Genomic DNA, 24,418 nt, shown 5'->3' with positions numbered 1-24,418 from the left:
GCGGGCAGGGGGCGGTTCCGGGGTCCGGGGTGCCAGATATCAGCGGATGACGATCTCGTCGGAGCGGATCAGCCCCAGCACGGTGCGGGCCTGTTCGTCCAACAGGTCGAGATCGAGATAATCGTCTGACAGCCGATGAGTGAGATTTTCCATCCGCGCGGTTTCGCGTTTCAGAGCGTCGAGATCCTGGCGCAGGGCTTCCGCCTCGGCCTGGATCTCAACACGTCTGAACAACCCGAAGTCCCCCTGCACAGCCGCAAAGGTAAAATACGCACTGAGCGCGAAAGCAATCGTCGAAAAGACGAATGCGCCCAAAGAGGGACGTGTGGTTCGGGTCACGTGGGTAGCCTGTATGTTCTTCTGCTCAACTCAAGTGCCGTTTTCCGGCTTATGAGACAACCATGACACATGTTTGCCGGGCGGCGAAAGGTTAAATTTACCGTTTTCGCACATTTTTACAAATTATTGCGCCGCTTTTGCGGTTTGAAGGTGCCAATTGTTAACGAAGGGTTAACAAGGGCTTACGCGAACGGCGGATCCTGCAGCGCGGTTGCGGTGGGCCCAGAGCGGTTTTGTGTCCGGGCCCCTCTATTCGGCAGGCAGAGTTCACCGATCCGGACGGATCACCCATTGCTGAGCATCCCCGAGCGAGGCTACCGACCCGCCCAGTTATGCTTTTGCCGGTGATGCTGTTGCCAGTAATCAGGTAGCCTGTAATCCCGCTGCCTGTGTTGGATCAGCCTGCGAGGGCGGCGACGCCGGGCAGGGCTTTGCCCTCCATCCACTCCAGAAACGCACCGCCCGCGGTGGAGATATAGGTGAACTTCTCGGCCACCCCAGCCTGATTGAGCGCGGCAACTGTGTCTCCGCCGCCTGCAACGCTGATCAGCCCACCCGATGTGGTGAGATCCGCGGCCTGGCGCGCTGCGGCGGTGGTGGCCGCATCAAAGGGGGGGATTTCAAAAGCGCCCATCGGGCCATTCCAGATCAGGGTCTTGGAGGCGGCCAATGTGGTGGCCACGGCGGCGACCGTGGCGGGGCCAGCGTCCAGGATCATCGCATCGGCGGGGCAGGCGTCGGCGGCAACGGTGTCATGTGCGGCACCCGCCTTGAACTCGCGCGCGACGACCACATCGACGGGCAATTGGATGGTGCAGCCGGTGCTTTCGGCCTTAGCCAGGATGGCGCGGGCGGTGTCGGCCATGTCATGTTCGCACAGCGATGCGCCCACATCTTTGCCCTGCGCAGCGAGGAAGGTGTTGGCCATACCGCCGCCGATCATCAATGTGTCAACCTTGCCGACCAAATTTCCCAGCAGATCCAGCTTGGTGGAGACTTTCGCGCCCCCAACAACAGCAGTCACCGGGCGCTGCGGCTGGCCCAGTGCGGCCTCCAGCGCGGTCAGCTCGGCCTGCATCAGACGGCCGGCACAGGCGGGCAGCAGACGGGCCAGCGCCTCGGTCGAGGCATGGGCGCGGTGAGCGGCGGAAAAGGCATCGTTGCAATAGATGTCGCCAAGGGCGGCCATCTCCGCGGCCAATGCGCTGTCGTTCTTCTCTTCGCCGGGATGGAAGCGGGTGTTTTCCAGCAGCACAACGCTGCCTTCGGCCTGCGCGCGGATCGCGGCCTCTGCGGCACCGCCACGGCAATCGGCGGCAAACACCACATCGGTTCCAAACGCGGCCGACAGCGCAGGCACCAGCGGCTGCAGCGACATTTCAGGCACCACCGCGCCTTTGGGGCGGCCGAAGTGCGCCAGCAGCACAGGCTTGCCGCCTTTGGCGAGAATATCGGCGATGGTGGGCACGATGCGTTGGATGCGGGTGCCATCGGTGACGCGCCCGGCGTCCATGGGCACGTTGATGTCGACCCGTGTCAGGACGGTTTTGCCTGTGAGATCCATATCATCCAGTGTTTTCCAGCTCATCGTCCACTCCTTTTGGGCCGTCAGTTCCATGTCGGGCGACCGGTCCTCGGACGGGTCGAATTTGCCGCGATGTTTCTGAGCTTTTTGCGGTCCAGTCAATGGGGCTGTGCAATGCTCCCTTGGCAATCTGGGGCTTGGGGCTTAACTATCGGGCAACGGTAAAGAATAGGAGGGCCTCATGGCCGAGATCAAAGATCCCGAAAACACCATCATCATTGAACTCAAAGACGGCAATGTGGTGATCGAGCTGCTGCCCGACGTGGCACCGCAGCACAGCGCGCGGATGAAAGAGCTGGCCCGGGGCGGCGAATATGACAACGTCTGTTTCCACCGCGTGATCGACGGTTTCATGGCGCAGACCGGCGATGTAGCCAATGGCGACATGGAAGATGGCTTCAACCTGCGTATGGCGGGCACTGGCGGATCGTCGCTGCCGAATGTTCCGGCTGAATTCTCCAAACTGCCCCATGATCGTGGCACTCTGGGTGCGGCACGCTCTGCGGCACCGGATTCGGCGAACTCCCAGTTCTTCATCAATTTCAAGGACAACCACTTCCTGAACGGTCAGTACACCGTTTATGGCCGCGTGATCGAAGGCATGGAACATGTCGACGCCATCACCCGCGGCGAGCCGCCTGCGAACCCGGATCGCATGATCTCGGTGAAGGTGGCCGCAGATGCGTAAGGCGCTGTCCCTGTTGGCCCTGCTGGCGGCAGGGCCGGGCTTTGCCTCTGGTTTGCAGATCACTGTAGAGGGCGAAGCCAACGGCACAATCACCGTTGACCTGTTCGAAGATGTGGCACCAAAGCACGTGGAGCAGATCACCGCGCTGGCGGCAGAGGGGCAGTATGATGGCGTGGTGTTCCACCGCGTGATCGACGGCTTCATGGCGCAGACCGGTGATGTGCAATACGGCAAGATTGGCGAAAACCTGAGCTATGCCGGTCGCGGTGGTTCCGATCGTGCGGATCTGCCTGCGGAGTTTTCCGATCTCGCGTTTGATCGTGGTGTCGTGGGCATGGCGCGGTCGCAGAACCCCAACAGCGCCAATTCGCAGTTCTTCATCATGTTTGCGCCGGGTCATTTCCTCAACGGTCAGTACACCGTTGTCGGTCAGGTGACTGAGGGTATGGATGTGGTGGATGCGATCAAGCGCGGCACCGGCGGCAATGGCGCGGTCGTGGGCCAGCCTGACCTGATGAAAAGCGTCACTGTTATCGATTGATCGGCTATCGGCTGATCTGTTGACGGCAGCTTAGTGGCCAACGCATGCGGTCACTTTTGCGAGACTGAAAAAAGCGGCCTGCTCCGGATTGGAGCGGGCCGTTTTTGTTATGCGGCAGTTTTCTGGGCAAGGTGGTATGGCAAGGTGGTCTGGCCAAGTGTTCGGGCCAGGTGTTTGGGCCAGCTGTTTGAGGCCATTCCGTGCGTGCGGTCCTCGGTTGCTGTGAATGGTGAGGCGTCTTCAGAACTGGAAGTTCTCGGCCTCCATCAGCGCGGTGAGGCTGACATTCTCCACCACCACGGTCACATCGGCAAAGCTGATGCGCACGTCATCGCCAAGGGTGGCAAAGCCCAGCTGGGTGATGCTGTCCGCGCCGGACAGGATCTGGATCAGATCGGTGCCGATGGTGAAATCGGTGATCGTGTCGGCGCCGTGGCCGCGTGCAAACACAAAGGTATCGGCCTGGCTGCCACCGGTCAGACGATCATTGCCTGCCTGTCCAACCAGCCGGTCGGTGCCGTCGCCACCAAACAGCGTATCTGCGCCGCGCCCGCCCTGCAGCGTGTCGCGCCCGGAATCACCGCGCATCAGATCGCGCCCACCTTGTCCCTGCAGCCGGTCGTTGCCACCCTCACCAGTCAGGGTGTCGCGCCCGGCGCCCCCTTTGATCTGATCTGAACCGCGCCCGCCAGATAGCTGGTCGTTGCCCTTGCCACCGTCGAGCGTGTCGCGGCCGCGATCTCCGCCCAGCATGTCGTGGCCTTTGCCGCCGTCGAGCTGATCGTTGCCCGCTTCGCCGCGCAGGTTGTCACGCCCGGCGCCGCCGCGCAGATGATCGTCGCCAAAGCCGCCCAGCAACAGGTCATGGTTGGCACCGCCATTCAGGCTGTCCGCGCCGTCCCCACCGAGGAGGTGGTCCTGTCCTGCGCCACCGATGATCTGGTCATTGCCGCCGCGCCCATGGATCATGTCGCGGGTGGCCGGGGTGTTGAGGTTGGTGCTGATCAGACTGTCGTTGCCCGCGCCACCCTCTGCCAGGGCCAGGATCTGGCTGCCGATTTCGACGCGCTCGATATCAAACAGCTGATCGCTGCCAGCGGCTGTGTTCAATGTTGCGCCGCGCACGTCGTTGAAGGTGAAGCTGTAGCCGGGCTGGGCCGGGCTCAGCAGCAGCGTATCAAAGCCGCTGCCGCCATCGATGGTGTCGTTGCCGGTGCCTGCGCTGATGGTGTCATTGCCGCCAAAGGTGTTGATGATCTCGCCGCTGCTCCAGGCAGAGGTGTAGCGATCATCGCCCGCAAGGGCGGCGGCCATCAGATCGGCAAAACTGTCGGTGAGGATCTGCGCGGTCGTGAGTTGAAAGCCGCTGGCTGCCATCAGCAGGGTCTGTCCGAAGAACAGTTCGAACCCTTGCAACATGCTGTCTGCGGTCAGATTGCCCTGATCGTCAAAGGCAAAACTGCCAGTGAAGCGCAGCACATGGTCGTTGTGCCTCAGCACCACGGTGGTGCCGTCGGCAAACAACACGCTGGCCTGGGCGAAATCAAAGGTCGAAAAATCAAGGGGCGGCGCGGTATTGGCCGCCGCTGGTACGGTGACGTCGGTCATGGGTTCGTCTGCTCTGGTCTTTGCCTGTTGCACCTTAAGGTGCTTTGGCAAGACCCTAGCAATGTTCACTTTTTTCACAAAGGGGTCGTTAACGTTTTGTTAACCACTGCGCGCGCCTGTTGCATAGAGGGCGCAGAGCGCTGTGCCATCAGAACAAAAGGCGCCCGGTGGTACGGGCGCCTTTCATGTCGTTGGTCTGCTCACGGCAGATACTGCCAAAGCCTTGTCAGAACAGGAAATTCTCGGCGTTGTCCAGGTCGGCCAGAGCGATGTTTTCGACCAGAATGGTCACATTGGCAAAGGTGATCTGGACGTCATCCCCCATCGCGGTGAACGTCAGATCCGCCAGCCCGTTTGCGCCACTGCGGATCTCGATAAGGTCCTGACCGGCCGAGAAATCGGTGATCGTGTCGTTGCCATAGCCCTGGTTGAAGACGAAAGTGTCAGCGTAGGCGCCGCCGGTCAGGCGATCGTCACCGGTTTGACCCAGCAGCTCATCCCGCCCGGTGCCCCCGATCAGGATGTCGTTGCCGCCGCCGCCCAGCAGCAGGTCATCACCAGAACCCCCATTCAGGAGATCCGGGCCGGAGCCACCCTTCAGCGTATCTGCACCGCCGCCACCGAAGAGACGATCCGCCTGCGCGCCGCCTTCCAGGCGATCCCAGCCGTTGCCGCCCAGCAGCGTGTCCGCGCCTGAATCGCCGAAGAGCCGGTCTGCGTTGAAACCGCCCATGAGCCGATCGTCGCCCTCTCCGCCCTGCAGGGTATCATTGCCCCGTTGACCGGACAGTGTGTCGTTGCCGTCCTCCCCCAGAAGCAGGTCGTTTCCGGAGTAGCCATTGATGGTGTCAGACCCGATACCACCGAGCAATACATCGTGGGATGTTGCGGCTCTGTTGTCGCCGTTCAGGGTTTCGTTTGAGGCAGATCCCACTGTCAGGCCCACAGTGCGGTCGTTGAATTGAACAAGTTCAATCGAACTCAGCTCGTCGCGACCTTCTTGTGTTGTGACGGTGACACTGCTGAAGCGGGAGGAAAAACTGGCGTCGGAAAAGGCCCGATCGACGATCAGCCGATCCGTTCCGCTGCCTCCAAAGATGTAGTCCCAGCTGCTTCCAGCGTTGATCGTGTCATTGCCATCGCCCAAACGCCATACACCGCCGAAGGGTGAGTTGATGGTGAAGAGATCATCGCCTTTTGTGGCCGCTGTCTCGAAGAGGGACGGCGAAAATGTATTGGCGAAGGTGCTGTAGGACAAGTCCAGGCCGCTGACCGAGAACACAGCTGAACCATCGATCTGGAATGTGATGCCGTTAATTGTGCCGAAGATAGATGAGCCAAATACACTGAATCGGCCGGTGAACGTGCCGAGGAAACTGTTTCCGCTGTTGGTGCTGCCGTAGACCTCAATAAGGGAGTTGTTAACGTTCCCAGCCGTCGGGTTGTTGATCTGGAAGCTCTGAAAATCCCGTATACTTCAACGGTTGTTGGAATCATTCACGGTAAATGTGGCCATTGGGAGCAGCTCCTTGGGCTTCGTGCAATTCTGCTGGTGTAATTTGGTCGGTGTTGTCTTGGCGATGTGGTTCTGGTTAAAATCGTTTTGGTGAATTCAAGTCAGGGAACTATTGCGCTGGAAATGGGGCCGTGTTCAAGGCAGGGAATTCGTTACCCCTGCGCATCTGTAACATTTTTGCTGCTTTTAGGGGTGTTGTCGTCAAAGAAAAACCACCGCAGGCCGATGCTTGCGGTGGTTTTTTGTTGTGTCCGGCAGCGCTGAGGGGCTGCGGCCCGGCAGCTTAGCCTTCGGCTTTGGCTGCGGCTGTTGCGGCGGTCACGGCTGCGGACGGGGCAGCAGCGGGCGCCGAAGCTGGTGCGGCAGCGCGGGGAGCGGCGGCTTTGCCCGGGTTCAGGGGGTCGTCCTGACGCTGCACGGAGCCTTCGAAATGTGCGCCGCTTTCGATGGCGATGGTCTTGTGGATGATGTCGCCTTCGACACGGGCGGTCGAAGTCAGGCGGACCTTCAGCCCGCGCACACGGCCCACGATGCGGCCGTTGATCACCACGTCATCAGCGGTCACTTCGCCTTTGATTGTGGCGCTTTCACCGATGGTGAGCAGGTGGGCGCGGATGTCGCCTTCGACGGTGCCTTCGACCTGGATGTCACCGGTGGTTTTCAGATTGCCGGTGATGTGCAGATCAGAGCTGAGCACGGAGGCTGGCGGCTTTGCCTTGGGTGCGGTCGCCTTGAAATCGCTGGCGGGCGGCACCGGAGCGGAGGACGGCGCAGGCGCCGCTGGGGTTGCTTCGGCCGTTTTCTGGCCGGGCTCGTTGATTTTGCTCTTAGAAAACATTTCTCGCAGCCTTGATGTAGATCAATGGGTTTACGGGCTTGCCGTTGACCCTGACCTCATAATGGAGGTGGGTCCCGGTGGACCGTCCGGTGTTACCCATATCAGCAATGTGATCCCCGCGCGAGACCCTTTGACCGACCTTTACGCGGATGTTTGTGTTATGGGCATATTTCGTCTCAATGCCAAAGGCGTGCTGGATGGTGACCAGTTTGCCATAGCCGGATTGCCAGCCTGCAAAAGTCACCACACCATCAGCGGTGGCAAAGATGTCTGTGCCGTGGCGTCCGGCATAATCCACCCCGTTGTGCATCCGCCGCCCGCCTGTGATCGGGTGGCGGCGCAAGCCAAAACCAGAGGTGAAGCGCACGGTATTGAGGTTCACGGGCGTCGAAAACGGTGCTTGCTGGGCTGCCAAGCGATAGAGGTTCAGCTTGTCCATCTGCTGCAGCAGCTTGTTGGCGCGCAGTTCCTCGGGGGAGGGTTCTTCACCGCGCGTGGACAGGGCCAAAGGGGTGAGGGGTCCCCCCTGTCCGCTATAGCCGCGCCGCACCTGTTCAAGGATCCGGTCGGTGGGCATTCCGGCGCTGCGGAACATTTTGTCCAGCGGCTCGACCGAGATTTCCATTGCTTCTTCGAGCTGGCGGAAGATCTGATCGTTGCGTTCATCCATCAGGCGCAGTTCAAGCCGCAGATCATCGCGCTCATCCAGTGCGGAGCGGGCATCGGCTTCGATCTGGTCACGCTCGGCGGCGGTTTCGGCCAGCGCGTCCGCCATAAACTGCATCTGCACCGGGGCGCTTGCAGCGCGGCGGTGGCTGGCGGTGTCGGCAGCGGTTTCCTGTTCCAGTGCGGCCAGCGCGCTGCGCGCGGTCTCCCGCTCGGACATGGTTTCGCGCAGCGTGGTCTGGATCACCTCGATCCCGGTTTCCAGCTCGCGCCGGCGCGTCTCGGATGCCAGCAGCTCCGATTGCATCACCGAGATCTGCAGCAGGGCGGCGTTGAACCGTTCCTGCGCTGCCAGCGCTTCGGCGGCGCGGTCGTCACGTTCCTCGGAGAGCGCGTTCAGCCGCGCACGATAGGTGGATTGATCGCGCTTGGCCTGTTCGCGGAAATTGCCAGACCCGATGCTGTCCATCAGCACGATGGCGGTCGCCACGATGGACCAGGCGACCAGTGCCGCAAGCCCGAGGGCCGCAAACAGCTGGGTTTCGGACCGCAGCCGTATAAATCGCGTGTCAGAGTCGGATTTCAGAAAGACCCGCCGTTCCGGGAAACGGCGTTCGAGAAACGAGTGTATTTTGATCCCCAAACGTGTGCGCACGCGATGATCCTTGTTCTGTCCCAGTCGTGCCACCGGTATTTCATCCGGGGGCGTATCCGGCCCGTTGGGCGCGAATATCACAGATGCTTTTGTCGCGGCAGGACCGTTGCGGCGAAGAACTACGGCGAAAGGCGTAGTCCTTTTGGCCAGAGCGGTCCAGCGCCCTGCCGCAAGGGAATAGCCACCCAGCGGGCTTTGGGCAAGTCTGTGGACCAAAAGGTCAGCTCTGGGCGGCTTGGTTCTGCGGTGGTTTTGCCCCAATCGACCGTGATTTCAGCGAAAAACCGCTCAGTTTGTGCAATGGCGTGCAAGGCGGATGGGGCCACTCACGCAGGGCGTGCAGGCAGTTTGCAGGATGCATGCAGCGTTCTGTTTTTGCAGGGGTTTCACAGAGGTTTGGCTGGGGCTTGGCAGAGGTTTGGCGGTCCCGCCCGCTGCGTTTGCGGCCAGCGGTGCGGGTGCGTGCGGAGCCGCAGGTCGCAGTGGCAAAACCTCAGCGCAGTGCGGCGGGTGTGTCGGTGATATCCTCGGCCAGGGGCCAATAGAAATCGGGTGCGATCCCGGCTTCGGCGCGTTTTTCATCGTTGAAGGGCGGTTTCAGCTGACCCCGGAAATATTTGCGCACCAGCTGGTGGAATACCTCTTTCGGGTCGAGGTTGTCGCGCCCACAGAGGAAGTGGAACCATTTCGAGCCATAGGCGACATGGCTGACCTCCTCGGCGTAGATCACCTCCAGCGCCTCGATGGCCTGTGTCAGTTTGGCTTTGCGAAAGATCTCGATCATGCTGGGGGTCACATCGAGTCCACGGGCCTCCAGCACCATGGGCACCACGGCGAGGCGCCCCATCAGATCGGTGGCGGTGTCCTCGGCTGCGCGCCACATCCCGGCGTGGGCAGGCAAGGCGCCATAGTGGCTGCCAAGCGCTTCAAGACAGTCGCACATCAGGTTGAAATGTTTGGATTCTTCGTCCGCGGCCTTGACCCAGTCATCAAAGAACCCCAGCGGCATGGGCACGTGGGAAAACCGGGCAATGATGTCCCAGTGCAGATCCACCGCGTTCAATTCGATATGGGCCACCGCATGCAACAGCGCGATGCGACCAGCCTCGGAGCCAGGGCGGCGGCGGGGCACATCCCGCGGGCTGAGCAGCGCGGGTTGGTCCGGGCGGGCCGGATGCAGGGGCGGGTTTGCGGTGCCGATGTCGATCGCAGGGCCGGAACCATCGCGCGCTGCGCGCCAGGCTGTGGCGTGGCGGCGGGACAGGGCCGTTTTCTCCCGCCCGTCTGCTGTGCGCAGCACCTCTTCGGCCATCTGAGCGAGGCTGGATGCGGGCGCTTGGTCGAGATCGGCGGCGGTCATGGAAAAGGTCCTTGGTATTGGTGGCGGCCAGGATGTGAGGGGCCAGGTAACGCGTGGCCGGGTCATAGGTGGCCGTGTTGTTTGCGGTTCAAACGGTCGGGCGGATCGGGATCTTGTTGGCGCTGCAGTGCCATCAAGCCGACGGCACTGCAAGGCTGAACCGGTTTGCCCTGCGGCTCAGAGCGCTTTGACGGCCTCCAGCACCTCTTCGACGTGGCCGTTCACTTTGACCTTGCGCCAAATCTGCGCGATCTGACCGTCTGCGTCGATCAGGAAGGTGGAGCGTTCGATGCCCCAATAGGTCTTGCCGTACATGTTCTTTTCTTTCCAGACCCCGTAATCCTCACAGGTGGTGCCATCTGCGTCGGACAGCAGCGGGGTGGTCAGCTCATGTTTGGTGATGAATTTTTCGTGTTTCGCCACGGTATCTTTGGAAATTCCATAGACAGCGGCTCCGGCATCGGCAAAGGCCTGCAGATGTTCAGAAAATCCGATGGATTCCTTGGTGCAGCCCGGGGTATCATCGCGGGGATAGAAGAACAGCACGACGGCTTTGCCGCGCAGGGTGTCAAGGGCAACGGACTCGCCGCCATCGCGGGGCAGGGTGAACAGAGGAGCTGGATCTTTGGGAGCGAGCATAATGAGGTCTCCAATCGGTTTCGCAAAGGGTGCGTGCGACACATAGGCCATTACGGACAAAGGGAAAGCAAGGATTAAACCGGTCCCCCCAAAAGCGGCGGCCTCTGCGGATCCAACAGCAGAGGCTGGCCATGACGCGCCTGCAGATGCGGTCGTGCCCGCCCCTCTGGAGGATGCAGAGGCGGCGCAACCGGTTGATGCACCTGCTGGCAAGGATGAGGCGTCTGTTGCGGGGGGCGAGGCGCCTGCCGCCAGTGATCGTGTCGCCAGTGATCGTGTCGCCAATGATCTTGTTGCAAGTGGTCCTGTTGCTAGTGGTCCTGTTGACAGCGGTGATGTGCCCGTGGCGCGCGCCGTTGCGCCGCCAGAGAAAGACTTGTTTGACGTTGACGAGCCTGGGGCACCGGCAACGGCCCGCGCTGTGCCCGGTCCGCAACCAGAGCCCGACGGCGGGGCGCAGGTTGCTGCCAAGCAGATAATTACCACTGCGGCGGCCTCCGAAACATTCGCCGAACCCGCGATACCCAAACCGCCCGGGGGACTGCGCCGGTTGGGGCGGGTATTGCTGCGCGTGGCCGCGGTGGTCGCGGTCGTGGCTGCCCTGCTGTTGGGCGGGTTTGTCTATCTCGGGATCGGGACACGGTTTGATGCGCCGGATTGGCTGCGCAGCCGGGTGGAGCAGCGGCTGGAGCAGCATCTCGGCGGCCTCAGCATCGCCTTTGGCGGCATTCAAGTGGTGGTCAATCAGGGATGGCGGCCGCGGGTCAGCCTGCGCGATGTGACCCTGCAGGACGCCGATGGTGCGCGGCTTGTCCGGCTTGCGGATGCGCAGGCCTCCCTGGCGATGCGGCCTTTGCTGCGCGGACAGGTGCGGCCCAAATCGATCAGCCTGTCAGGGCTGTATGGCACGTTGACCCGAGAGATCGACGGTGGGCTGGCGCTGAGCCTTGCCGAGGGGGAGGCACCGCTGCGCGAGGCGGCGACCCTGCCGGAGCTGATCGAACAATGGGACCGGCAACTGGAAACGCCGATCCTGTCGGCGCTGGTTTCGATTGAAACCGAGGCCGTGACCCTGCGCTACGAAGATGCACGGTTGGGGCGGGTCTGGACCCTTGATGGCGGCAGCATCCGCATGGAGCGCCGCGGGCAGGACATTGATCTGGCGGCAGGTTTCTCGCTGCTGAGCGGGCGGGATTACGTCGGCACGATCGAGGCCAATTACGATTCAGCCATCGGCGACAAGGCGGCGCAATTCGGGGTGCTGGTCAATTCGGTCGCCAGCGAAGACATCGCCGCGCAATCCGCCGCTTTGGGCTGGCTGGAGGTGCTGCGGGCGCCAATTTCCGGTTCGTTGCGGGGCGGTATCGACAGCGACGGTCTGCTGGGTCCGGTCTCCGCCAGTCTGCAGATCGGCGAAGGCGTGGTGCAGCCAACACCCCAGGCCCGGCCGGTCGCGATCCAGGGCGCGCAGAGCTATTTCACCTATCTGCCCGACTTGCAGGAGCTGCGGTTCAACGAGCTGTCGGTCAACACCGGCTGGGGGTCCGGCAGCATGGATGGGCGGGCCCATCTGATGGGGGTCGACAATGGCCAGTTGACCGATCTGGTGGGGCAACTGCGGTTTCAGGACATCAGTCTCAACCACAATCAGCTGAGCGAGGCGCCGGTGGATCTGGCTGGGGTCACCATGGATTTCAAGCTGGAGCTGGATCCGTTTCGCCTGCGCCTGGGCGAGATGTTGGTGCGTGATGGTGACACGCGCATCCTGCTGGACGGTGATGTCACCGCCGGTGCGGATGGCTGGCGTTATGCGCTGAATGGGCGGGCCAATCAGATCTCAGCAGCGCGGGTCAAAGAGGTCTGGCCGCTGGCCGCGCCGCCCAAACCCCGCCAATGGGTGCAGGAGAACCTGTTGGAGGGCATGGCGCGGGATGTGAATTTTGCACTCCGCGGGCGCGGCACGGAAAAGCCGTTTGTGCATCTCGACCTCGCTTTCGAAGAGGCCAAGGTCCGGTTTCAGAAGTCCCTGCCACCGCTGCAACAGGCCGCCGGTCAGTTCAGCCTGCATGGCACCCGATTGGTGGCGATTGCGACCTCGGGTTTTGTGATGGCGGACGAGGGCGGGCCGGTGGATGCGGCGGGCACCTCCTTCATCATTCCCGACACCTCGGTGCGGGATGGCGGGCCCGGGATTGCCCGTGTGGTCGCAGAAGGATCGGTGACGGCGGCTTTGTCGTTGCTCAATCGTCCACCCTTGCAGATCATGGATAAGGCCGGGTTGCCAGTGGATCTGGCGGATGGTCGGGTGGTTCTGGATGGCACGCTGTCACTGCCCCTGCGCAATGGGGTGCAGCCGGAGGAGATTCGTTATCACTACAAAGGGCAGATCCGCGACGTGCGCAGTGCGCGCCTTGTCCCCGAAGAGGTGGTCACTGCCGAGGTGCTGCAAATCAGCGGTGATCAGGATCATGTGAACCTGCGCGGTGCGGGCGCGCTGAGCGGTATTCCGGCCACCGCGCGCTGGCAACAGGCGGTTGGACCGGCAGCCCTGCGTCTGGCAGCGCGGCCCGAAGGCGCGCCCCCGGTCGAAGTGGAGGGCACGCTGGAGCTGTCAGCGGACAGTCTGCAGGCGCTGCGCATCACGTTGCCGCCCGGCAGTGTCAATGGTCTGGGCGAGGTCAACTATAGGGTGGAGATTACACCGGATCAGCCGCCGCGTCTGTTTGTGAACAGCGATCTGGATGGTGTGGGCCTGCGCATTGATGCGCTGTCCTGGCGGTTGCCGCAGGCGCGCACCGGTCAGCTGGAGTTGGAGGCGACATTGGCGCAGCCCCCGCAGGTCGATCTGTTGCGGCTGGAGGCCCCTGGGCTGTCGGCGCAGGGCCAGGTGCGGCTGGGAGATGGGGGTGCGTTTGAACAGGCGCAGTTTGGCGCGCTCCGCGTGGGGGATTGGTTTCGCGGTGCGCTGACGCTGAGCACGCGGGGAAACCGTCAGCCTGCGATTTCGGTCAGCTCTGGCACTCTGGATTTGCGGCGCATGCCAGAGGGTTCTGAGGCTGGGGGGCAAGGCGGCGGCGCGTCTGGGTCCGCCCAGGGCGGTGGCCCGATCACCCTGCGGCTGGATCAGGTGCAGGTGACCGACAGCATTGCGCTCACGGATTATGAAGGGCGGTTTTCCACCACCGGCGGTTTCAATGGGGAGTTTTCAGCGCGGCTGAACGGGCAGACCCGTGTCGATGGGGTGGTTGTGCCGAAGGGCAATGATTTTGCCACCCGGATCCGGTCTGACGATGCAGGCGGTGTGTTCCGTGCGGCAGGGGTGCTGCGTCACGGCTCTGGTGGCAGTTTTGAGATGTCGCTGGTGCCCGCACCAGGCGCGGCGGGCGAATATGATGGTCAGATCAATGTCCGCAACACCCGCATCAAAGAAGCGCCCTCCATGGCGGCGCTGATCAATGCGCTGAGCCTGGTGGGGCTGATCGATCAGCTGGCGGGTCAGGGCATCCTGTTTACCAATGTGGAGGCGAATTTCCGCCTGGGTCCCACGCATCTGATCATCCGCGACAGCAGCGCCGTGGGACCATCCATGGGGCTGTCGCTGGATGGGAACTATGATTTGCAGACCAGTGCGCTGAACATGCGTGGCGTGCTGTCACCGATCTATATCCTGAATGCCATCGGGCGGGTGTTGACGCGCAAGGGCGAGGGGCTGATCGGGTTTGCCTTCACTCTAAAAGGGACGGCAGATGACCCGCAGGTGCAAGTGAACCCACTGTCAGGGCTCGCCCCCGGCATGTTCCGCGAGATTTTCCGTGGCCCGGCCCCAACCCTGCCAGGTGAGGAACCTGCGCCGCCCCCCACGCCACGATCCGAACGGGACCGGCCGGCCTATTCGCGCTCTCCGGGGGAGGATCGCTGAGCGCGGCGGGCGCGGTGCTGCACTCTGGCAGACCTCGGACGTGAAAACCTGTTGGCCAATTGTGCGATGACACCCTATATGGCGGCGCATGAAACTCAGTGATTTTGACTTTGATCTCCCCGATGAGCTGATCGCCACCCGACCGGCGGTTCCCCGCACCTCCGCCCGTCTGCTCGTCGCGCAAGGCGCGCAGATCACCGATGCCACTGTGGCCGATCTGGGCCAATGGCTGCGTCCGGGGGACCGGTTGGTGCTGAACGACACCAAGGTGATCCCCGCAAGGCTCAGCGGTTTGCGCCATCGCGACACCGCCCAGGGACCAATGGCCGCCAAGGTGGAGGTGACCCTGCTGGAGCCCGCCGCCAATGGCAGCTGGAGCGCGCTGTTGAAGCCGCTGAAAAAGGTCAAGATCGGCGAGGAGATCGTCTTCTCCGATCAGCTGTCTGCTCGGCTGGAACGCGTTGAGGACGGGCAGGGCCATTTGGTGTTCAATTGTGTGGGCGCAGATTTCGATGCCGCCCTGGCAGAGGCGGGCGCGATGCCGCTGCCACCTTATATCGCGGCCAAACGGCCTGCAGATGATCAGGACAAAACGGATTACCAGACGGTCTGGGCGGAAAACTCCGGAGCGGTGGCGGCGCCTACAGCGTCGTTGCATTTTGACGAACCGCTGCTGGCCGCGTTGCAGGCGCAGGGGGTCAGCTTCAGCTTTGTGACCCTGCATGTTGGCGCGGGCACCTTTCTGCCCGTAAAGGTCGATGACGTCACCCAACACAAGATGCACTCCGAATGGGGCCGGGTCAGCGCAACGGCGGCGGCCGAGATTGCGGCGACCAAAGCCGCCGGGGGACGGGTGATCCCGGTGGGCACAACCGCCCTGCGCCTGATTGAAAGCGCAGCCGCCGAAACAGGGGCCATCGCCCCCTGGGAGGGTGATACTGATATTTTCATCTATCCAGGCTTCCACTTTCATGTGGCGGATGGGTTGATGACCAATTTCCACCTGCCGAAATCGACCCTGATGATGCTGGTGTCGGCACTGATGGGCGCGGACTGCATTCGCAGCATCTATGCCCATGCGGTGCAGGAAAAATATCGGTTCTTCTCTTATGGGGATGCGTCGCTTTTGATCCCTCCTTTGGCGGAAGTTTGACAGAATCCACCTGGCACATCTGTCAGGTCTGAGAAACCGGATGGTGTCCGGGTCCGGTCCGGCCGCAGTTTCTGCGTGCTGGGCCCTTTGGTCTTTGGGCTGTTGGTTTTTGGGCTGTGCGATTTGGCTTGTGTGCCGGTACGCTGTTTGGGTTCGGGCCAGAGTTGAGTTGATATTCGGTCCGCATAAGACTGGGATTAGGCCGATGTACACGGATTGAGCGGCACCATCGGATTGACATAACAGGCGTTGGCCAGACCCAGAGCGGCAACCAGCGTCACCGAGGCATTGAGACAAACACATAGGAGACACGCGCAATGTGGCAGGTTCTTTCAAGCGCATGGGCGCTGTTGCTGGGCATGGGCATGCTGATGGTGGGCAATGGCCTGCAGGGCACGCTGCTGGGGGTGCGCGGCGATCTGGAAGGGTTCAGCACCTTTGAGATGTCCTGTGTGATGTCGGCCTATTTCATCGGCTTTCTGGGGGGATCGAAACTGGCCCCGGAGATGATCCGCCGGGTCGGCCATGTGCGGGTTTTTGCGGCGCTGGCCTCTTTCATTTCGGCGGTGATGATCCTCTATCCGGCGGTGGCCAGCCCCTGGGCCTGGGTGCTGGGACGTATTGTCATCGGGTTCTGTTTCTCGGGCGTGTATGTCACCGCGGAAAGCTGGCTGAACAACGCTTCTGACAATGCCAACCGCGGCAAAGCGCTGTCGCTCTATATGATTGTGCAGATGGTGGGGATCGTCTCCGCCCAGGGCCTGTTTCTGGTGGCGGATCCCGGTGGTTATGAAACCTTCGTCATTGCCTCGGTCGTGGTGTCTGTCTCCTTTGCTCCGATTTTGCTGTCGATTTCGCCAACGCCTGCGTTTGACACGACCAAGCCGATGCCTCTGGGCAATCTGTTGCAGGCCTCGCCATTGGGCTGTGTGGGGATGTTCCTGCTGGGCGGCGTGTTCTCTGCACAATTTGGCATGAGCGCGGTTTATGCGGCTTCTGCCGGGCTGAGCCTGACCCAGATTTCGATCTTTGTGGCGACCTTCTATGTGGGCGCTTTGGTCCTGCAATATCCGCTGGGCTGGTTTTCCGACCGGATGGACCGCCGGATCCTGATCCTGTTTGGTGCCACCAGTGGTGGTGCCGCGGCGGTTGTTGCCATGCTGATGGGCGGCAATTTCCTGCTGTTGCTGGTTGCGGCCTTTGTGATCGGTGGCATGACCAACCCGCTTTATTCGCTGCTGATTGCCCACACCAATGACTATCTCGAACATGATGATATGCCGGCCGCATCGGGTGGTCTGGTGTTCATCAACGGGCTTGGTGCGGTTGCAGGGCCGCTGATCACTGGCTGGATGATGAGCGACTCGGTCTTTGGCGCGCCTGGCTTCTTCTTGTTCATGGCGATCCTGCTGCTGGCACTGGGGGCTTACGCGGCCTACCGCACCACGCAGCGTCCGGCGATTCCCAGCGAAGAGACCGGAATCATGTCGCCCATGTTGCCCACCTCTTCGCCGGTTGCGGTGGAGTTTGCGCAGGAATATGCGATCGAGACCGACATCGAAGAGCAGGAAGCTGCCAATGAAGCGACCACAGATGCTGCCTGATTGCGCTAACCCGGTGGTTTTATGACCAAAAGCTCACGAAAATGTCGGGACTGACGTAAAACGTGACGGGCTTGCCCTTGTCACGCGGCGCCAAAAATTGCCTCACTTGACCTGTGGAAGGACAAATGGAGACAGACCTATGGCGGGTCCCGACGACATCCTGAATTTCTGGCTCAATGAGGTGGGCGAGAAAGGGTGGTATCTGCAAGACGAGGCCCTGGATGCAGACATCCGGGCGCGGTTTGAGACAACCTGGCAATTGGCGCGCGAGGGCGGCTGTGATTACTGGCGCACGGGGCCGCGTGGCGTGCTGGCGTTCATCATTCTGACCGATCAGCTGCCGCGCAATATGTTCCGCAATGCGGCAGAGGCCTTCGCCAGCGACGGGCAGGCACTGTCGGCGGCAAAATGCGCGATCAACAAATCCTGGGATCTGAAGATCGACGAGCCTCAGCGGCAGTTTTTCTATCTGCCGTTGATGCATTCGGAAAACCTCTGCGATCAGGAGCGTTGCGTGCGCCTGATGCTGGAGCGGATGCCAAAGAACGGTGCCTCAAACCTGCTGCACGCGCGTGCCCATCGCGAAGTGATCCGCCAGTTTGGGCGTTTCCCCTATCGCAACGAGGCACTGGCGCGCAACAGCACTGCGCCCGAGTTGGATTACGTGATGGCCGGTGGTTATGGCAGCACTGTGCGGCAGTTGGAAGTGGTCGCCTAAGCGCTGCAATCGGGTCTTTTGACCAGACGTGATAAAGAGAACCGCACGGGGCCGGATGCGCTCTGTGCGGTTCTTTTGATTTTGTTGACGGGTTTGGCGCTAGGGTGCGGTCGCGGTGAAGACGCCTGCAGATGGGGGATGCGTGGCTTGTCAGATCGGTCCTTGATTGTGCCTATGATGTGATCAAGGATCAGGCCTGTGAGCGGCGTCATGAGCAAAACCAGGGGCAGGGCGCTGTGCCGCAGCACTGTAAGATTGCAGTGCAGATAAAAATAGTTTAACGGTGAACTAATTTTCAGAGATCCTGTTGAAGGCGAGGAAACAGCATGGCCGCACAAACCTATGACCTGATCGTAATCGGCGCCGGACCCGGCGGCTATGTGGCGGCGATCCGCGCCGCTCAGCTGGGTCTGAAGACCTGCATCGTCGAGCGCGAACATATGGGGGGCATCTGCCTCAACTGGGGCTGCATCCCGACGAAAGCGATGCTGCGCTCCTCCGAGGTGTTCCACCTGATGGAACGCGCCAAGGAGTTCGGTCTCAAGGCTGACAACATCAGCTATGATCTGGATGCGGTGGTGAAACGCTCGCGCGGGGTGGCCAAGCAGCTGTCGTCCGGCATTGGTCATCTGATGAAGAAGAACAAGATCGATGTGGTGATGGGGGAGGCAACGATCCCCGCCAAGGGCCAGGTCAGCGTCAAGACCGACAAGGGCACCACCGAGCTGAGCGCCAAGAACATCGTTCTGGCCACCGGCGCACGGGCACGCGAACTGCCCGGCCTGGAGGCAGACGGCAATCTGGTCTGGACCTATAAACATGCGCTGCAACCGGTGCGGATGCCAAAGCGCTTGCTGGTCATTGGATCGGGCGCCATCGGTATCGAATTTGCCAGCTTCTACAACACGTTGGGCGCGGACACGACCGTTGTTGAGGTTATGGACCGGGTGCTGCCTGTTGAGGACGCGGAAATCTCCGCCTTCGCCAAGAAGCAATTCGTCAAACAGGGCATGAAGATCATGGAAAAAGCCATGGTCAAACAGTTGGACCGTGCGCCCACCGCCGATGGTGGCACTGTCACCGCCCATATCGAGGTTGGCGGCAAGATCCAGAAACAGGAATTCGACACCGTGATTTCTGCCGTTGGGATCGTCGGCAATGTCGAAGGACTGGGGCTGGAGGCGCTTGGCGTCACTATTGATCGGACCCATGTGGTCACAGATGCCTACTGTCGCACGGGCGTTGATGGGCTCTATGCGATTGGCGATATCGCCGGGGCACCTTGGCTTGCGCACAAGGCTTCGCACGAAGGGGTCATGGTGGCCGAGCTGATCGCGGGCAAATCGGTGCATCCCGTCAAACCGGAAAGCATCGCAGGCTGCACTTACTGCCATCCGCAGGTGGCTTCGGTCGGCTATAGCGAAGCAAAAGCCAAAGAGCTGGGCTATGACATCAAAGTGGGCCGCTTCCCGTTCATCGGCAACGGCAAGGCGATTGCCCTTGGCGAGCAGGAAGGGATGGTGAAGACCGTGTTTGACGCCAAGACCGGCGAGCTGCTGGGGGCCCATATGGTCGGCGCAGAAGTGACCGAGATGATCCAGGGCTATGTGGTTGGCCGTCAGCTGGAAACCACCGAAGAGGATCTGATGCACACCGTGTTCCCGCATCCGACCCTGTCGGAAATGATGCATGAAAGCGTGTTGGACGCCTTTGACCGCGTGATCCACATGTAAGCCTGCCAGACTGGTAGATCATTCAGACAGTCAGACAGATATGCCCGGGGCCAAAAGCTCCGGGCTTTTTTGTGCCTCGCCGAAATTGCAGCTGGTCGCGCTTGCATACGTCCCTGATCTCACAAGACCTCGGTTTTACATGACCCAGATCCGTGTAGGGCCAGATCCGCATCAGGCCAGATCCGCATCAGGCCAGGTCCACATCGGGCCAGTCACTGGGCCTGCTGCGCTGTCTGGTGAATTTTGCTGCGCAGGCACTGGCGCTTTGTGACGCGCCGCAGTATGAAGCGCGCTTGCGCCGCAGCGCAGAGGGCAGGTGCCTTGGGTCGCCGCTGTTTCAGCCCCAATGACCAACGCTGACACTTAGGTTCAGACATGTGCGTTCAGATATGCGGGTTTTATAAGAGCCCGCAGTTTGGGGTTTGACACCACAGTGGGCTTTGGAAATGGGGAGGCGGGTGAGCCGAGCGATGCCTCTGTCTTCCCTGCTGCGGAGTTGCAAAGACTGCGAAAGAATGAGGATCGCATCTATGACGTCTCAGCCTATCACCCGTTGGAGCGTGGTTCTGATCATCTGGGCCGCTGGCCTTGGCGCGGGGGCGCAATACGGCAAGATCAGCATTGTGTTTGATCAACTCGCTGCGCTCTATCCGCAGGCGGGCAACAGTCTCAGCCTGACGATGTCGATGGTTGGCCTTTTGGGTATCCTGATGGGCGTTGTGGCCGGTGGTTTTGTGGCCTCTTTCGGCTATCGGCGCAGCCTGGTCTGGGCGCTGTGGATTGGCGCGGCGATGTCGCTGCTGCAGGCGTTGCATTTGCCTTACGGCGTGTTCCTGGCCACCCGCCTGATCGAAGGACTGTCGCATCTGGGTATCGTTGTGGCCGCACCGACGTTGATCCCGCAGATCTGCAGCCCGAACCACCGTGGCACGGCGCTGTCGATGTGGAGCACATTCTTTGGCGTCTCTTTTGCGTTGTTGGCCTGGTTGGGCTTGCCGCTGGTTGGAGTGGTGGGCGTCACTGGTCTGTTTGCCGCCCACGGCGTGATCATGGGCGTGCTGGCGCTGGTGCTGGGTCACGTGCTGAAATCGGTGCAGGTGCCGCCGCGCTTGCCGTTGCCACCGCTGGCGGAGCTGCCTGCGCTGCATCTGCAGATTTATTCCTCCGCGGCGAAGATTGCGCCTGCTGCAGGTTGGATTTTCTACACCAGCTGTTTTGTGGCCCTGTTGACCGTGCTGCCGCCCTTCCTGGATGAGACCGTGCGCGTCGCGGTGATCGGTGCGATGCCCCTGATCAGCATTGCGACCTCGATGACCATCGGTGTTTGGCTGCTGCGCAAGGTGACAGCGGTGCAGGTGGTGCAGCTGGGCTTTGCCCTGTCGGCGCTGGCGGGGCTGTGGCTCTGGATGATGCCGAGTGCACCGCTGGCGTGTTTTGCTTTGGCTGCGGCCTTCGGTCTGGTACAGGGTGCGAGCTTTGCCGCCGTGCCGCAGCTGAATGATGCAGCCGCAGATCAGGCGCAATCCAATGGCGCCATGAGCCAGGCAGGCAATCTGGGCAACTCCGCCGGGACGCCACTGATGGTCGCGGCCATCGCACTGGCGGGTTATGACGGTCTGATGGCGGTGATGTTGGTGCTGTTTTTCGGCGGCTTTGCAGCCCATGCGGTGCTGGGTCGCCTGCGGCTGCGTCAGCAACAGACCGCCAATTGAGCGCGTTCCCTTTACGTTCTCATTTTTCTGTTGGAGACTCGGGCGGGACTGCCTATTTGTAGAGGCGAGTAGCGCCAATTGGCGCCGCTAGGACGTTTGGGGGCATTATGGCTGAACTGAAATCAATCGAGGTGCGCGGCGCGCGTGAGCACAACCTGAAGGGCATCGACGTGGATATTCCGCGCGATCAGCTGGTGGTGATCACTGGCCTGTCCGGTTCGGGCAAATCCTCCCTCGCTTTTGACACCATCTATGCCGAAGGGCAGCGCCGCTATGTGGAGAGCCTGTCGGCCTATGCCCGCCAGTTCCTCGACATGATGGAAAAGCCGGATGTGGATCACATCAGCGGTCTGTCCCCGGCGATTTCCATCGAACAGAAAACCACGTCGAAAAACCCACGCTCGACGGTTGGCACGGTCACCGAGATTTACGATTACCTGCGCCTGTTGTTTGCCCGCGCAGGCACGCCCTATTCACCCACCACAGGCCTGCCCATCGAAGCCCAGCAAGTGCAGGATATGGTCGACCGTGTGATGACCCTGGAGGAGGGCACCCGCGGCTACCTGCTGGCGCCAATCGTGCGCGACCGCAAAGGCGAATACCGCAAGGAATTCCTGGAGCTGCGCAAACAAGGCTTCCAGCGGGTCAAGGTCGATGGTGAATTCTACGAGCTGGACGAGCCGCCAACATTGGACAAGAAGTTCCGCCATGACATCGATGTCGTGGTCGACCGCATCGTGGTGCGCGAAGGCCTGGAAACCCGTCTGGCCGACAGTTTGCGCACTGCGCTGGACCTCGCCGATGGCATTGCAATTCTGGAAACCGCCCCACGCGAAGGCGATCCGGAGCGCATCACCTTCAGTGAAAATTTTGCCTGCCCGGTCAGTGGTTTCACCATTCCCGAAATTGAACCCCGGCTGTTTTCGTTCAACGCGCCATTTGGGGCCTGCCCGGATTGCGACGGTCTGGGGGTGGAGCTGTTCTTTGACGAACGGCTGGTGGTCCCCGATCAGAACCTGAAGATCTACGACGGTGCGCTCGCCCCCTGGCGCAAAGGCAAATCGCCTTATTTCCTCCAGACCATAGAGGCCATCGCCAAACACTACCAGTTCGATAAGAACACCAAGTGGAAAGACCTGCCAAAGAAAGTGCAGCAGGTGTTTCTCTATGGCTCGGGCGAAGAAGAAATCATGTTCCGCTATGACGAAGGCGGTCGTGTCTATCAGGTGGAGCGTGTGTTTGAGGGGGTGATCCCCAATATGGAACGGCGTTACCGCGAGACCGATTCCAACTGGATCCGCGAAGAATTCGAACGCTACCAGAACAACCGCTCCTGCGGCAGCTGTGATGGCTATCGTCTGCGCGAAGAGGCGCTGGCAGTGAAGATCGCGGGTCTGCATGTGGGGCAGGTGGTGCAGATGTCGATCCGCGCGGCCCTGGCCTGGATCGAAGATGTGCCAAACCATCTGTCGACGCAAAAACAGGAAATCGCCCGCGCCATCGTGAAGGAAATCCGCGAGCGTCTGGGGTTCTTGAACAATGTTGGGCTGGAATACCTGACGCTGAGCCGAAATGCGGGCACGCTGTCGGGCGGCGAAAGCCAGCGGATCCGGCTTGCCTCGCAGATCGGTTCGGGGCTGACAGGGGTGCTTTATGTGTTGGATGAGCCGTCAATCGGGCTGCACCAACGTGACAATGACCGGCTGTTGGACACGCTGAAAAACCTGCGCGATCAGGGCAATACGGTGATCGTGGTGGAACATGACGAGGATGCGATCCGCGAGGCGGATTATGTCTTTGACATCGGGCCGGGCGCTGGGGTGCATGGCGGCCAGGTGGTGAGCCACGGCACGCCCAAGCAGATCGCAGATGATACGGGGTCGATCACCGGGCAATATCTTTCGGGCACCCGTGAAATCGCCGTGCCGAGCACCCGGCGCAAAGGCAATCGCAAATCGGTGAAAGTGGTGAAAGCCACTGGCAACAACCTGAAAAACGTCACTGCCGAATTCCCTCTGGGCAAATTCCTCTGCGTGACCGGCGTGTCGGGCGGCGGCAAATCCACGCTGACCATCGAGACCCTGTTCAAAACCGCGTCGATGCGGCTCAATGGTGCGCGCCAGACACCGGCGCCATGCGAAACCATCAAGGGGCTGGAGCATCTGGACAAGGTGATCGACATTGATCAGCGCCCCATCGGCCGGACGCCGCGCTCCAACCCGGCCACCTACACCGGTGCCTTCACGCCGATCCGGGAGTGGTTTGCCGGACTGCCGGAGGCCAAGACCCGCGGCTACAAACCAGGGCGGTTCTCCTTCAACGTCAAAGGCGGGCGCTGCGAGGCTTGCCAGGGCGATGGGGTGATCAAGATCGAGATGCACTTCCTGCCGGATGTCTATGTGGAGTGCGAGACCTGCAAAGGGGCGCGCTACAATCGCGAGACGCTGGAGACCCAATTCAAAGGCAAGAGCATCGCGGATGTTCTGGATATGACCGTGGAGGACGCGCAGCAGTTCTTCAGCGCGGTGCCGTCCATTCGCGACAAGATGGATGCGCTGATGCGGGTGGGTCTTGGCTATATCAAAGTGGGCCAACAGGCGACGACCCTATCGGGCGGCGAAGCGCAGCGGGTGAAGCTGTCGAAGGAATTGGCCAAACGGTCGACCGGCCGGACGCTCTATATCCTGGATGAGCCCACAACGGGCCTGCATTTCGAGGATGTGCGCAAGCTGCTGGAAGTACTGCATGAATTGGTCGATCAGGGCAATTCCGTGGTGGTGATCGAACACAACCTCGATGTGGTGAAAACGGCTGATTGGATCATCGACATTGGCCCTGAGGGCGGTGATGGCGGCGGCGAGATCGTTGCTGCGGGCACGCCAGAAGATGTCGCAGCCGAGCCGCGCAGCCACACCGGGCGCTATCTGAAAGATATGCTGGCCCCAAAGAAAGTGGCAGCTGAGTAAGCCGCGCCAAGACGCGCAGCCGCTGCGTGTGGCAGTTGTGCGCGCGGGCTGCGAAGGCTGATTGTGAGTGTGTGTCAGGCTTGGGGGCGCTGCCCCCCTTGGCCTGCGGCCAATTCACCCCGGAGTATTTGAGGAAAGATGACAGGGCGAGCTGGTGCTGACTGGCGTTGCAGGATCG

17 protein-coding genes are annotated in these 24,418 nt (G+C 61.3%); 9 read left to right on the top strand and 8 right to left on the bottom strand.

The genetic code is table 11. From position 1 onward, the window contains the following. Window positions 1-39 precede the first annotated feature (39 nt). On the bottom strand, window positions 40-339 hold the full coding sequence (locus Q0C28_RS01370; protein WP_293572854.1) for a septum formation initiator family protein: 300 nt from the start codon (window positions 337-339) through the stop codon (window positions 40-42). Window positions 340-736: 397 nt separating this feature from the next. After that, a complete protein-coding gene (locus Q0C28_RS01365) occupies window positions 737-1,927 on the bottom strand; it encodes a phosphoglycerate kinase (protein WP_293572853.1) in 1,191 nt (396 codons plus the stop codon). A gap of 178 nt (window positions 1,928-2,105) precedes the next feature. Here Q0C28_RS01365 and Q0C28_RS01360 point away from each other — a divergent pair, with 178 nt between their 5' ends. Both Q0C28_RS01360 and Q0C28_RS01355 read left to right on the top strand, forming a co-directional pair. Next, complete coding sequence (locus Q0C28_RS01360; RefSeq protein ID WP_293572852.1) at window positions 2,106-2,612, top strand: peptidylprolyl isomerase; 507 nt, start codon at window positions 2,106-2,108, stop codon at window positions 2,610-2,612. Further along, on the top strand, window positions 2,605-3,153 hold the full coding sequence (locus Q0C28_RS01355; RefSeq protein WP_293572851.1) for a peptidylprolyl isomerase: 549 nt from the start codon (window positions 2,605-2,607) through the stop codon (window positions 3,151-3,153). The genes Q0C28_RS01360 and Q0C28_RS01355 overlap by 8 nt, the downstream gene beginning before the upstream one ends. Before the next feature lie 240 nt (window positions 3,154-3,393). Here the strand turns inward: Q0C28_RS01355 and Q0C28_RS01350 are convergent, their stop codons facing one another. From Q0C28_RS01350 to Q0C28_RS01325, 6 genes are all read right to left on the bottom strand, one after another. Further along, window positions 3,394-4,761 (bottom strand): calcium-binding protein, encoded by a 1,368-nt coding sequence (locus Q0C28_RS01350; RefSeq protein WP_293572850.1) that lies wholly within the window; start codon window positions 4,759-4,761, stop codon window positions 3,394-3,396. 226 nt (window positions 4,762-4,987) lie between these two features. After that, window positions 4,988-6,043, bottom strand: a complete 1,056-nt coding sequence (locus tag Q0C28_RS01345; RefSeq protein WP_293572849.1) for a calcium-binding protein — start codon at window positions 6,041-6,043, stop codon at window positions 4,988-4,990. Between the two features lie 517 nt (window positions 6,044-6,560). Continuing rightward, window positions 6,561-7,115: a polymer-forming cytoskeletal protein gene (locus Q0C28_RS01340; protein WP_293572848.1), complete on the bottom strand. Its 555-nt coding sequence runs from the start codon at window positions 7,113-7,115 to the stop codon at window positions 6,561-6,563. After that, window positions 7,105-8,436, bottom strand: coding sequence for a M23 family metallopeptidase (locus Q0C28_RS01335; RefSeq protein ID WP_293572847.1), 1,332 nt, complete (start codon window positions 8,434-8,436; stop codon window positions 7,105-7,107). Before Q0C28_RS01335 ends, Q0C28_RS01340 begins: the two co-directional genes overlap by 11 nt. Window positions 8,437-8,929: 493 nt before the next feature. Further along, a complete protein-coding gene (locus Q0C28_RS01330) occupies window positions 8,930-9,796 on the bottom strand; it encodes a ferritin-like domain-containing protein (RefSeq protein ID WP_293572846.1) in 867 nt (288 codons plus the stop codon). A gap of 177 nt (window positions 9,797-9,973) precedes the next feature. Further along, the gene (locus tag Q0C28_RS01325) at window positions 9,974-10,435 is read right to left on the bottom strand and encodes a peroxiredoxin (RefSeq protein WP_293572845.1); all 462 of its coding nucleotides are present in this window, start codon (window positions 10,433-10,435) and stop codon (window positions 9,974-9,976) included. A 154-nt stretch (window positions 10,436-10,589) separates the two neighbouring features. Here Q0C28_RS01325 and Q0C28_RS01320 point away from each other — a divergent pair, with 154 nt between their 5' ends. From Q0C28_RS01320 to uvrA, 7 genes are all read left to right on the top strand, one after another. Next, window positions 10,590-14,354 carry an AsmA-like C-terminal region-containing protein gene (locus Q0C28_RS01320; protein WP_293572844.1) on the top strand — a complete coding sequence of 1,255 codons (3,765 nt, stop codon included), beginning with the start codon at window positions 10,590-10,592 and terminating at the stop codon, window positions 14,352-14,354. An 88-nt stretch (window positions 14,355-14,442) separates the two neighbouring features. Then, window positions 14,443-15,507 carry a tRNA preQ1(34) S-adenosylmethionine ribosyltransferase-isomerase QueA gene (queA, locus tag Q0C28_RS01315; RefSeq protein ID WP_293572843.1) on the top strand — a complete coding sequence of 355 codons (1,065 nt, stop codon included), beginning with the start codon at window positions 14,443-14,445 and terminating at the stop codon, window positions 15,505-15,507. A gap of 317 nt (window positions 15,508-15,824) precedes the next feature. Then, a complete protein-coding gene (locus Q0C28_RS01310; RefSeq protein ID WP_293572842.1) occupies window positions 15,825-17,111 on the top strand; it encodes an MFS transporter in 1,287 nt (428 codons plus the stop codon). Between the two features lie 139 nt (window positions 17,112-17,250). Then, complete coding sequence (locus tag Q0C28_RS01305; protein WP_293572841.1) at window positions 17,251-17,829, top strand: DUF924 family protein; 579 nt, start codon at window positions 17,251-17,253, stop codon at window positions 17,827-17,829. A 326-nt stretch (window positions 17,830-18,155) separates the two neighbouring features. Further along, window positions 18,156-19,562, top strand: coding sequence for a dihydrolipoyl dehydrogenase (gene lpdA / locus Q0C28_RS01300; protein ID WP_293572840.1), 1,407 nt, complete (start codon window positions 18,156-18,158; stop codon window positions 19,560-19,562). Window positions 19,563-20,092: 530 nt separating this feature from the next. Beyond that, window positions 20,093-21,274: an MFS transporter gene (locus Q0C28_RS01295; RefSeq protein ID WP_293572839.1), complete on the top strand. Its 1,182-nt coding sequence runs from the start codon at window positions 20,093-20,095 to the stop codon at window positions 21,272-21,274. Between the two features lie 107 nt (window positions 21,275-21,381). Then, complete coding sequence (gene uvrA / locus Q0C28_RS01290; protein ID WP_293572838.1) at window positions 21,382-24,240, top strand: excinuclease ABC subunit UvrA; 2,859 nt, start codon at window positions 21,382-21,384, stop codon at window positions 24,238-24,240. Window positions 24,241-24,418: the final 178 nt, after the last annotated feature.

Source organism: Phaeobacter sp. (genome assembly GCF_022825805.1).
Lineage (GTDB): Bacteria > Pseudomonadota > Alphaproteobacteria > Rhodobacterales > Rhodobacteraceae > Phaeobacter.
This window is presented reverse-complemented; position numbering and strand designations above follow the sequence as displayed.